Source organism: Flavobacterium sp., assembly GCF_044361015.1.
Lineage (GTDB): Bacteria > Bacteroidota > Bacteroidia > Flavobacteriales > Flavobacteriaceae > Flavobacterium.
Genome location: NZ_JBIKJL010000010.1, coordinates 41,273 through 53,199, shown reverse-complemented (window position 1 = coordinate 53,199; position 11,927 = coordinate 41,273). Strand labels below are relative to the sequence as shown.

Annotated in this window: 11 protein-coding genes and 1 tRNA gene; 6 read left to right on the top strand and 6 right to left on the bottom strand. The window is 36.7% G+C overall.

The features are described 5' to 3' along the window. From ACIQ2Z_RS04790 to ACIQ2Z_RS04780, 3 genes are all read right to left on the bottom strand, one after another. On the bottom strand, positions 1-1,282 hold a 1,282-nt coding region (locus ACIQ2Z_RS04790; RefSeq protein WP_396183020.1), incomplete at its 3' end, for a S41 family peptidase. Positions 1,283-1,312: 30 nt separating this feature from the next. Then, positions 1,313-1,741 carry a dCMP deaminase family protein gene (locus ACIQ2Z_RS04785; protein ID WP_290857939.1) on the bottom strand — a complete coding sequence of 143 codons (429 nt, stop codon included), beginning with the start codon at positions 1,739-1,741 and terminating at the stop codon, positions 1,313-1,315. A gap of 24 nt (positions 1,742-1,765) precedes the next feature. Continuing rightward, positions 1,766-2,359 carry a HupE/UreJ family protein gene (locus ACIQ2Z_RS04780; protein WP_396183019.1) on the bottom strand — a complete coding sequence of 198 codons (594 nt, stop codon included), beginning with the start codon at positions 2,357-2,359 and terminating at the stop codon, positions 1,766-1,768. A gap of 174 nt (positions 2,360-2,533) precedes the next feature. On the opposite strand from ACIQ2Z_RS04780, the gene ACIQ2Z_RS04775 reads away from it, so the two are divergent. Continuing rightward, positions 2,534-2,965: a TerB family tellurite resistance protein gene (locus ACIQ2Z_RS04775; protein WP_396183018.1), complete on the top strand. Its 432-nt coding sequence runs from the start codon at positions 2,534-2,536 to the stop codon at positions 2,963-2,965. A 42-nt stretch (positions 2,966-3,007) separates the two neighbouring features. Here ACIQ2Z_RS04775 and fbp read toward each other — a convergent pair whose 3' ends face one another. After that, a complete protein-coding gene (fbp, locus tag ACIQ2Z_RS04770) occupies positions 3,008-4,015 on the bottom strand; it encodes a class 1 fructose-bisphosphatase (RefSeq protein WP_396183017.1) in 1,008 nt (335 codons plus the stop codon). A gap of 113 nt (positions 4,016-4,128) precedes the next feature. On the opposite strand from fbp, the gene ACIQ2Z_RS04765 reads away from it, so the two are divergent. The 5 genes from ACIQ2Z_RS04765 (at position 4,129) to ACIQ2Z_RS04745 (ending at position 10,920) form a co-directional block, all read left to right on the top strand. Further along, positions 4,129-4,602: a GNAT family N-acetyltransferase gene (locus tag ACIQ2Z_RS04765; RefSeq protein WP_396183016.1), complete on the top strand. Its 474-nt coding sequence runs from the start codon at positions 4,129-4,131 to the stop codon at positions 4,600-4,602. Between the two features lie 39 nt (positions 4,603-4,641). Continuing rightward, entirely contained in the window at positions 4,642-5,895 is a 1,254-nt protein-coding gene (locus ACIQ2Z_RS04760) for an aspartate kinase (protein ID WP_396183015.1), read from the top strand. Between the two features lie 201 nt (positions 5,896-6,096). Beyond that, positions 6,097-6,684, top strand: a complete 588-nt coding sequence (locus ACIQ2Z_RS04755) for a fasciclin domain-containing protein (protein WP_396183014.1) — start codon at positions 6,097-6,099, stop codon at positions 6,682-6,684. Between the two features lie 223 nt (positions 6,685-6,907). Continuing rightward, complete coding sequence (locus ACIQ2Z_RS04750) at positions 6,908-10,315, top strand: hypothetical protein (protein WP_396183013.1); 3,408 nt, start codon at positions 6,908-6,910, stop codon at positions 10,313-10,315. Positions 10,316-10,386: 71 nt separating this feature from the next. After that, positions 10,387-10,920, top strand: coding sequence for a hypothetical protein (locus ACIQ2Z_RS04745; RefSeq protein ID WP_396183012.1), 534 nt, complete (start codon positions 10,387-10,389; stop codon positions 10,918-10,920). Positions 10,921-11,018: 98 nt separating this feature from the next. Here the strand turns inward: ACIQ2Z_RS04745 and ACIQ2Z_RS04740 are convergent, their stop codons facing one another. Continuing rightward, the gene (locus tag ACIQ2Z_RS04740) at positions 11,019-11,480 is read right to left on the bottom strand and encodes a hypothetical protein (RefSeq protein ID WP_396183011.1); all 462 of its coding nucleotides are present in this window, start codon (positions 11,478-11,480) and stop codon (positions 11,019-11,021) included. A 247-nt stretch (positions 11,481-11,727) separates the two neighbouring features. After that, positions 11,728-11,801, bottom strand: a tRNA-Ala gene (locus tag ACIQ2Z_RS04735). Positions 11,802-11,927 lie beyond the last annotated feature (126 nt).

The following is an 11,927-nucleotide window of genomic DNA, read 5'->3' as shown; positions in this document are numbered from 1 at the left end:
ATTGCATTAACATTTCCAAGGCTTCATCACCGTGCTTTCCTTGTAAAGGCACAAAAATATCCGGAATAATTCCGCCGCCACCATAAACTGTTCTCCCTTTGAGTGTTTTATATTTTAAGCTGTCGGCTACTTTAATACTGTCTTTTTCATAAAACTCACCATTATAAAAACGTTTTTCAAACTCGTTGAAATAATCTTCATTTCCTTCAACATAAGGTTTTTGGATTGAACGTCCGGAAGGGGTGTAATATCGGGCAACAGTTAATCGCACCGCAGAACCATCGCCTAGAGACATTTCGCGTTGTACTAATCCTTTTCCAAAAGAGCGCCTACCTACAATTAATCCGCGGTCATTATCCTGAATGGCTCCTGCTAAAATCTCTGAGGCTGAAGCGGAGTTTTCATTTATTAAAATGATGACTTTTCCATTTTCAAAAAGGCCATTATTGGTTGCTTTTGTTTTATCAACCCTTCCTTTTTTATTTTTGGTCGAAACAATAGGTGCATTCTCCACTAAAAAATCATCGGCAATTTGAACTGCCTGATCTAAATAGCCTCCACCATTGTCACGAACATCTAAAACAATAGTTTTTGCTCCTTGTTTTTTAAGTTTTATTATTCCTTTTCTATATTCCTGAAAAGTAGATTCGGCAAAACGATTAATTTTGATATAACCCGTTGTTGGGATTATCATCAAGGAAACATCTACGCTTTTAATAGGAATGACATCTCGTTTTAGTTTTACGGTAAGCTTTTTATTTTCACTTTTTCGATAAACTGTCAAGGTAACTTCTGAACCAATTTCTCCTTTTAATTTAGAATATAAAGAATCATTAGGCAGTTTTTTTCCAAAAAGTTTGTAATTGTCGGCAAATAAAATACGGTCTCCTGATTTGATACCGGCTTTTTCAGAGGGTCCACCGTTTAAGGGTTTAATTACTGTAATGGTGTCTTTGTACATGTAGAAATTAACCCCAATTCCAACAAAATCACCCCGCATGGATTCTGATACTAGGTTTGATTCATTTTTGGTAATATAGACAGAATGAGGGTCAAGTTTTTCAAGAATGCCATTAACCGTTAAATCTACTATACTGTCGGTATCGACTTGGTCAACGTAATCCCGTTCAATAAAATCGATTAGTTTGTTCAGTTTACTTTTATAATTTCCAGAAGTGAAAGTCGTTTTATTTGAAAAATAATTGAGTTTTCCTCCAATCACAACACCTAATGCAATGGCAGAAAAGAAAACAATTGGCCAATATATTTTTTTTATTTTCACAGTTTATTTTCCGGCTAACGGAAAAAATAGTTATTCTAAATCTGTTATTAATTCTACTTCAACGCCGGCTTTTAATAAAAACTGTAATCCGCTGTCGTCTTTGTATCCTTCATGATAAACCACCCTTTTTATTCCGGATTGATGTATCAGTTTACTGCATTCCTTGCAGGGCGACAATGTAATATAGAGTGTTGCACCTTCACAAGATTGAGTAGAACCGGCCACTTTTAAAATGGCATTGGCTTCAGCGTGTAAAACATACCATTTTGTTGTTCCGCTTTCCTCTTCACAACAGTTTTCAAATCCAGAAGGAGTTCCATTATATCCATCTGAAATAATCATTCTATCTCTCACAATGATGGCTCCTACTTGTTTGCGTTTGCAATAAGACAATCTACTCCATTCTTTCGCAATGCGAAGGTAGGCCTTGTCGTATTTATTTAATTTCTTTTTATTCATTTTTTAACAACTGTTGTTAGGAATTTATCTATTCCAAATTTCACTATTAATAATCATTGGCAACACAACTCCTATCACAAAAGATGACATCACCAAGGTCCAATCCCGTTTTGAAAAACGAAAAGCTGTTTGAGAAACATAGGACAAAAGTAAAACAATAAAAACAACAATAAGCTGAGCTGCTTCAATTCCTAACGCAAACTCCAGTAAAGGCAGTAATTTTTCCGAACTATTTCCCGGTAAAATAGTTTTGAAATAATTCGAAAAGCCAAGCCCATGAATAATTCCGAAGAAGGTAGTTATAAATGCAACAAAAGTGATGCTTTCTTTTTTTCCGGATTTTCCTGCCGTGAATAAGTCAAATAAAGCCACTATCAATATAGTAATCGGAATGAGAAACTCAACTAAATTAGCTTTAATCACAACCACTCCATAAACGGAAAGTAGCAATGCCAAAGTATGTCCGAGTGTAAAAAGCGAAACCAAAATCAACACTCTTTTCCAATCTTTAAAGGCATAAGGAACCGTTAAGGCTATTAGAAACAAAACATGGTCATAACCATTCCAATCCAACACATGTTTGAGTCCAATCTCAAAATACAACCAAAATTCAGACATCGTATATTAATTTAAAATTTAGGGAATTCAAACTTACAATATATTTTGAAACGCTTCTCACAAAAACTTCAAAATTGATGTTTAAGGTGTACTTTTCCGCTAAATATTTTAAACAAATAGGCGGAATAATTTGAAAATAGAATTATCTTTGTAGTATAGATAAACACAAAAATTATGTCATTTTCAGATTTATTTGATAGCGGTTTTAAAGAAAGAAATAAAGGTTATTTCTCCTCTTTTGTTAAAATTGCACTTTCTGACAACGTCCTTACGGATGATGAAAAGAAATTCTTAGACCGTATTGCGTTAAAGTTGGATATCTCTCCGGAGGAATACCAGGAAATCCTTGAAAATCCGACAAAATATCCAGTTGATCCACCGTATTTATATATTCAACGTTTAGAACGATTGTATGATTTAGGTCGAATGGTTTATGCTGATCATATTTTAGGGCCACGACAAAAAGATATTTTGACTCGGTATGCTTTGTATTTGGGTTTTACTCCGGTAAATGTAACCTATATAGTTGACAAGGCTCTCGCCCTTTTAGTTCACAACGTTGACTTAGATACCTTTATTTTTGAAATGCAACACATGAATAAATAAAGAAAAAGCTCTGAAATTCGGGGCTTTTTTGTTCTATCTTTTTTATTTATACTTTTCCATAAACTCTTCTGCTTTCTCCACCATTTTTAGGCTTCCACAAAAGAAGGGAACACGTTGGTGTAATTCAGAAGGTTGAATTTCCATAATGCGATTATAACCGTCTGAGGCTCTGCCACCGGATTGTTCTGCCAAAAAAGCCATGGGATTACATTCGTATAACAAACGTAATTTCCCATTGGGTGCTTTTGAACTGGTTGGGTAAATATAGATTCCGCCTTTTATCATATTTCGATGAAAATCTGAGACTAAACTTCCGATGTATCTCGAGGTGTAAGGTCTGTCTTCTTCTTCCAACTGACAGTATTTAATATAATCTTTCACCCCTTGTGGAAAATGAACATAATTGCCTTCGTTTATCGAATAAATTGTCCCTGTTTCAGCATATTTCATATTCGGATGTGAAAGATAAAATGTACCGATGGCCGGGTTTAGTGTAAATCCATTTACGCCATGTCCGGTGGTGTAAACCAACATAGTTGACGTTCCATAAATCACATAACCTGCGGCAACTTGGTTGATTCCCGGTTGAAGAAAATCTTCTATGGTTACAGGAGTACCCATTGGTGTTTTGCGTCGGAAAACAGAAAATATAGTTCCCAGTGAAACGTTTACATCAATATTTGAAGAGCCATCTAACGGATCCATTAACACTACATATTTGTTGTTATGACCGTTGTCGCTTCCGGCCACCGTGATAAAATCATCATTTTCTTCCGAAGCAATTCCGCATACAATTTCGCGATTAATAAGGGTTTGAATAAATACTTCATTGGCATAAACATCCAATTTTTGCTGGTCTTCCCCTTGAATATTTTGTTCCCCGGCAGCTCCTACGATGTCAACTAATCCGGCTTTATTTACCTTGTAGTTAACCACTTTTGCCGCCAAACGGATGGAATTAATGATTCTGGATAGCTCTCCGGTTGAGTACTGAAATTCTTCTTGTTTTTCGATGATAAATTCACCGAGGGTTGTGTTTCTTTTTTCCATTACGAAAACGTTGTAGTTGTATTTGTGGCACAAATATCTAAATTTTTGTGATACGAATGATAATTAGTTTAAAATGAATTTAGAATTGTATTTTTGTTGAAATATTTTATGTGATGATTATCCGAAAAGGAACACCCAACGAAATGCCTTCAGTGCTCGAATTAATAAAAGAATTGGCTATTTTTGAAAAAGAACCTTATGTTGTAGTTGTTACGGTGGATGATTTGGTTCGGGATGGTTTCGGTGAAAAGCCTTTATTTTATTCGTATGTAGCAGAGTTAAAGGGTGAAATTATTGGAATGGCTTTGTATTATTATCGCTATTCAACCTGGAAAGGCAAAACCATTCATTTAGAAGATTTGATTGTAAAAGAAAATCACCGTGGTTCAGGTGCAGGATTGGCTTTATATACTGCAATTATTGAACAAGGTAAAAAAGACTGTGTCCGACGAATCGAATGGAATGTATTGGATTGGAATTTACCGGCCATTCAGTTTTACGAAAAGTCAGGAGCAAAAGTATTGACTGATTGGCGTGTGGCCCATATGGATGAAGAAGGAATTAAGCGATTTTTGAATGATAAATAACGATAATTGAAATAAAGAAATTAATTTAACTGCTAACGCATGAAAATATTCAAATTTGGTGGAGCTTCCATTAAGGACGCCGAAGGTGTAAAAAACGTATTGTCTGTTTTAGAAAAAGTAGGCTATGAAGATGTCTTGTTAGTCATTTCCGCAATGGGAAAAACTACCAATGCATTAGAAGTTGTGATTAAAAATTATTTCGACAAATCAGAAGCCTTGAATGCTTCTGTTCAAGAGGTTCGAAAATATCACAATCAGATATTGCTGGAACTTTTTGAAGACGACAAGCATCCTGTTTTTAAAGCCATCAATTCGCATTTTGAAGATTTGGATTATTTTTTAAGTCATAATAAATCGCCCAATTATAACTTTGTCTATGACCAAGTTGTGAGTTATGGTGAATTGGTTTCGACTACCATCGTGAGTCATTTTTTTAATTACAGTGGCTTAAAAAACAATTGGATTGATGTGCGTCAGTTCATTAAAACCGATGCAACTTACCGTGATGCTTTAGTGGATTGGGAACAAACGCAAAAGCTGATTTCAAAAGGGGTAAAGAAAAAAGCTCTGAATATAACACAGGGGTTTTTAGGTTCCGATGAAAACAACTTTACAACAACACTAGGACGGGAAGGTTCGGATTATACTGCGGCCATATTTGCCTATTGTTTAAATGCCGAAAGTGTGACCATTTGGAAAGACGTTCCCGGTGTGTTGAATGCCGATCCCCGTTATTTTGAAAATGCCATTTTGCTCAACCAAATTTCTTATCGGGAAGCGATAGAGCTAGCCTTTTACGGAGCAACAGTGATTCATCCCAAAACATTGCAACCCTTGCAACGCAAAGAAATTCCACTGTTTGTTAAGTCATTTGTGAATCCGCTGTTATCGGGAACAAAAGTTTCAAAAGGAGCTGATTTAGAACCGCATACTTCTTGTTTTATTGTGAAGAAAAACCAGCTGTTGATTTCACTTTCGACTATTGATTTCTCCTTTATTATGGAGGAAAACATCAGCGAAATTTTTGCCTTGTTTCATCACTATAAAATTAAAGTCAGTTTGATTCAGAATACCGCCATTAGTTTTTCTGTTTGTATAGAGGATAAATTTGGTCATTTCCCCGAGTTAAAAACGATACTTTCCAAAAAATTTAAAGTGTCATATAATGAAAATGTATCGCTCTACACCATTCGTCATTTTACTGAAAAAGCCGCACAAATGGTGGAGGCAAATAAAACGGTTTTAGTGAAGCAGATTAGTAGAGATACATTACAGGTGGTGACGCTGGAGTAGGTCTTGGTTTCACATTTTGGGTTTTCACCTCTTTTGTTACAACAACGAGTTGGGGATGTATCTAGATAATTTTTCATAATAAGTAGCGAACTCCAATAACCTATTACTGTCGCTGATAAACTTTGTTTAATTTTTTGTTAAATAAATTAAACAAACATTATAAAGCGCTATCTTTATACTCTAATTTTTAAAAAAAACAAAATGAAATTAATTAAATCATTAACTATCTTATCTCTTGTTGGAATGTTTGGTGCTTCTTGTGGTGAAGCTAAAAAAGAAGAAGCTGTTGAAGTTGTTGAAACTGTAGAAGAAGCTGTAGAAGAAGCTGTTGAAGTTGTTGAAACACCAAACATTGTAGGTGTTGCCGCTGGAAATGCTGATTTCAGTACATTAGTAACGGCTGTTGGAGCGGCAGAATTGGTAGAAACTTTGAGTGGTGAAGGTCCTTTCACTGTATTTGCACCAACCAATGCTGCTTTTGAAAAACTTCCTGCTGGAACGTTAGAAACATTATTAAAGCCAGAGAGCAAAGACAAATTAACGGCTGTTTTAACGTACCACGTTGTAGCAGGAAAACTTGAAGCTGCTCAAGTAATTGAAGCTATAAACACAAACAAAGGTAAATTCGAAGTTGCTACCGTACAAGGTGGAAAAGTTACGTTGAGTTTAGTAGACGGTAATGTGGTGTTAACGGACGCAAATGGTGGAAAATCAAAGGTTGTACTTGCAGATGTTGCCGCTTCAAATGGTGTAATTCATGCCATTGATACTGTGGTAATGCCAAAATAATAAAGGTTATTATTTTTTCATTAAATGAGCTGTTTTGTTATTAAACAGCTCTTTTTTTTGTTTTAAAATGAGGTAATCCAAATCACTTAGTTTTTTGTGATAGGGTAATGAACAGGATAAAAGAAAATTTACAATTATTTTTAGTAGGTTTCAAGTTAATTGAAAGAACCCATATTTTGACTCTCAAAAATACTACTTTTGAATTTTTAGAGTTTGTATAATTATGTTGAAAAATGGCTTTTTAGGGATGTTCTTTTTGATGGTTTCCGGGTTGTGGGCTCAGGAAAGCGAAACACCATATAAAAAGAAAAAAATCACCGTTTCAACGGATACAATTTCGCTTGAAAAAGTTAGTATTAACAAGCAATTCTTCAAAGTTTTAGACGGAAATGGCAATTCGATTGACACAACTTTTTACAACATCAATTATCAAAAAGGAACAATAGTTTTTAAAAAAAAATTCCAATCCAACGATACCTTAACGGTCCGCTACTTGACATTTCCCGACTATTTAACCAAAACCTATAGCATTTACGACAACAGCAAAGTAGTTCCAAATGCCCGCGGAAACGGTCAATTGTATTCACTTTCCAATGATCGCATCAACAATTTCAAACCATTTGACGGGCTCACCACTTCCGGAAGCATCACCCGTGGGGTGACCATAGGGAGCAATCAAAATGCTGTGGTTAATTCTAATTTAGACCTCCAAATCTCGGGGAAATTGTCTGATAAAGTGGGTTTACGGGCTTCTATTCAAGACAGCAACATTCCGTTACAGGAAGGCGGTTATTCGCAAAAACTGGATGAATTTGACCAGATTTTTATCGAATTGTTTTCTGATAAATGGAACATTCGTGCCGGTGATTTATTCTTAGAAAACAGGCAATCAAGGTTTCTGAATTTCAACAAGAAAGTGCAAGGTATCTCAACACAATTCCATTTTGGCAATGAAGGAAACAAAACTTCCGTATTTGCTTCCGGGGCGTTGGTTCGGGGGCAATATGCCAAAAGTGCCTTTACGGGTTTGGAAGGCAATCAGGGACCCTATAAATTAAAAGGCAACAACGGCGAATCCTACGTGTTGGTTATTTCCGGTTCGGAACGTGTTTTTGTGAACGGCCTTTTATTGCAACGCGGTGAAAACAATCAGTATACGATTGATTACAATGCCGGTGAAGTGACATTTACTTCCCTTTTTCCTATTACTTCTGAAATGCGAATTTCTATTGAATACCAATTTTCCGACCGCAATTTTACTCGTTTTGTTGCTTACGGCGGAGTACTGCATGAGCGTGAAAAATGGAGTATCGGTGGGTTTCTGTATTCTGAAAATGACGTAAAGAACCAACCTTTACAACAAAATCTTTCTACGGAACAAGTGGAAATCTTAAAGGAAGCCGGAGACGATCAATCTAAAATGGTTGCTCCATCGGCCTATTTAGACAGCTTTTCTGTAAATAAAATATTGTATCGAAAAGTACTTATTTCCGGGGTGGATGTTTATCAATTTTCAAATGATCCGTTAGAAGAATTATACAATGTACGGTTTTCACTCGTTGGGAATAATCAAGGGAATTATATCTTGGCTAACAATCAGGCTGTGGGAAGGATTTATGCCTATGTGGAACCTATTGCCGGCGTACCCCAAGGAAATTATGAACCGATTATTCGATTAATAGCTCCGGTTAAGATTCAGATTGCCACCGTGATGGGAAAATACAATCCTTCCGAAAAAACCATGGTCGATTTTGAGTTAGGGTTGAGCAACAATGACCTGAATTTGTATTCGGGTATCGATGATGCCAATAATCAAGGTGTTGCAGGTCGGTTTAACGGCAAACAACGTTTGTTTACAAAGCAATGGACCTTGGATGCTTTTGCCAATTACCAATTTATCCAACAGGAGTTCCGAACCATAGAACGGCTTTTTACCATTGAATTTGACCGTGATTGGAACTTGACCAGTACCACGGGCAATCAAAGTTTGTTGGTTTCCGGGTTACATTTTAATGCTCCTGAAAACGACTTTGCGAAGTACCAATTTGAAAAGCTGGATTTCTCCGATAGTTATTCAGGGTCACGGCATGTGTTTGACGCTCGGTATTCCTATAAAAAATGGCTCTTTCAAAACAACAGCAGTTTCTTGAAAAGTGACGGCACCTATTCCACCACTTCGTTTGCCCGCAGTGATAGTCGGGTGAAATACCATTGGAACAAAAATTGGGCAGGCGGTAGTTTTCGGACGGAAGACAATGAAGAAAAAATTAAGGCTACCCAATCACTTTCTGCCCTCAGTCAACGGTTTTCTGAGTTTGGCAGTTTCATTGGGCGGGGTGATTCAACAAAAGTATTTGTGGAAGTGGGTTATTTGCATCGGGTGAATGACAGTTTGCAAAATGGCTTTGTGCAACGGGTGAACCGTTCTCATTCCTACTATTTAAACTCCCGTTTGTTGCAAACAGCGAAAAGTGATTTATCTGTTTTTGTCAACTACCGCAATTTACAGTTTGAGGATGAAACCCTGGATGATTCGCCTTCGTTAAATTCCCGCATCTTGTATAACGACAGGTTTTTTATCCAATTGCTTCAATTGACTACTGTTTATGAAACTTCTTCGGGAACGTTAGCCCAACAGGAGTTTACCTATATAGAAGTAGACCCCGGACAAGGCGTGTATACTTGGAATGATTATAACAATAACGGCATTCAGGAGCTGGCTGAGTTTGAAGTGGCTCCTTTTCCCGATCAGGCAAAATATGTGCGGGTGTATTTGCCCAATCAGGTGTTTGTGAATACGCATCAAATTAAATTTTCACAAGCCTTGACCTTGAATCCCTTGCAATGGCAAAACCAAACGGGTTTTAAAAAGTTCCTTTCTTATTTTTATAACCAGACTACGTTTTTAGTAGATCGGAAAACGGACCGTGCTTCGGGGGAATTCAATTTGAATCCTTTTCAGCAGGATGAAACTGATTTATTGGGGCTGAACAACAGTTTCATGAACAATTTGTCCTATAATCGGGGGAAACAAAACCATTCTGTTACCTATACCTTTGTGAAAAGTAAGTCGCAGAATCTGCTTTCGGTGGGTTTTCAAAAGACGATTAATCAATCCCATCAGTTGCAATATACCCATTTGTTACAAAAGAGTTGGCTGTTTTTAGTCAACGCCAAAACGATCAATTCCCTGTCGGAATCAGAAAATTACCTCAACCGTGATTTTGAGATTTTTGGTTATCAGTTTGCTCCCCGTGTAAGCTATTTATTCACTAAAAATGCCAGTTTGGATTTGTTTTATGACTACCAAAACAAAGAAAATCAGATGGGAGAATTGGAAACCTTGCGTCAAAATCGGTTTGGCACTTCTTTTACCTATGCCGGTGAAAAACAATTTACGCTGAATGGAGAAGTCTCTTTTTACGCCAATGATTATGTGGGAGATGAATTATCGGCTGTGGGTTTTCAAATGTTGGAAGGATTGCAACCCGGGAGAAACCAAACTTGGCGGTTGTTGATTCAAAAGAATTTGACCCGTTTTTTAGACGTCAATGTGAATTATCAAGGGCGAAAGAGTGAAACCAGTGATACGATTCACACGGGCAATGTGCAGTTGCGGGCTTATTTTTAGTACAACTTGTTAAAATAAAGCCTCTCTTTGTTTTTTATTATTATATTTGAAAATAGAAATCAATCAATGCTATGAAATCAACCTCTTTTTTATTGCTATTGGCAGGAAGTACTTTCTTTTTAAGTTCCTGTAAAAATTCAGAAGAAGCTCCTGCTGAAACACCGGCTGTGCCAACAGAAGTTTCTGTTCCGGATGCTGCTGCTGAAACCACGACCCCTGAGACACCCGCTACTACTGCTGCTGCGGGTTCTAAGGGAGAAGCTCCAAAATTAAACCCGGCTCACGGACAACCTTTTCACCGTTGTGATATTGCTGTTGGTGCACCATTAGACGGATCCGGACCGGCACCTGCTCCTGCTCCTGCTCCTGCGGCTCCAACTCCTGCAGAGGCTCCAAAATCGTTCTTTAAAACGGTGCAGAGTACACAACCGGCACCTGCTCCTGCTCCTACGATGAATGCCACTCCTGCCTCAACCCCACAACCTAAACCGGCTACTACTGCCACGGCTGATGCCAACACACCCAAGCCAAAGAACAACCCGGCTCATGGACAACCTCATCACCGCTGTGATATCAAAGTAGGTGATCCGTTGCCGGATGAGTAATAAAATTATTCTACTAATTAGTTTCTAAATAATTATAAAAAACTCTGTGAAAGCCATTTTCACTGAGTTTTTTTTTGAAAATAAATGTAAAATATTGTTTAAAAACTTTCTGAAAATTTAAATAACCCTTTTAGATTTTCTTCTTTTTCTTTGTAGACAACCGTAACTTTCTGGTTGCCTAACCTAAATTCAGTAATTTCACTTTCGGATAATTTTTTATACAATTCCGGGGTTAAGATAATGCTTCCCATTAAATTAAATTTTCTTGCTTCCAAAGCTGAACAATTGACTTCCAAATTATCAAATTTCAAAACTTCTCCATCTGAAAGAGTTAGTTCGATACCATAACCATCCGGACATCTCTTTGCTTCTGTTTTTAAAACCAAACTAATTTCATTGATGGTAGAAGATTTGTATTTTGAAATGATGATGGAACTGTTTTCCTGTATAAGTTCTGATTCATAATCATGTTGATACAACGGATCTCTCTGCTCAACTTTGATTTGACTAAAACAACTCAGATGAATAAAAAGCAATAGGAAAATAATCTGTACTTTCATTATATTTCAATTTTAAGGTTTTGTGAATGATGAATAAAGAACTAAATGCTATTTTAATTTAACGAATTAGGAATGGATTTAGTATACTAGTTTCGCAATACCAATAATTATAAAAATTGGGGAGTTTTTATTAAATAATTGTTGTGAACTCTTAGCTTAACGGGCTTTAATTTATCAATAAAAATACCCTTAGTTTTGCCTCTAAAAACACAAAACCCCGTAAATAAAGACTTTACGAGGTTATAAGTGGAGAAGATGGGGCTCGAACCCACGACCTTTTGGCTGCCAGCCAAACGCTCTAGCCAACTGAGCTACATCCCCAAGCGGTGGCAAATATAAGGGAAATAAAGTAGAAAATCCAAATTCTAAAATCGAAATTCCAAAATAGAAATTCCAAATTCCAAATTCCAAATTTCAAAAGTCAAACTGCAAGTAGTGAAGTACTGG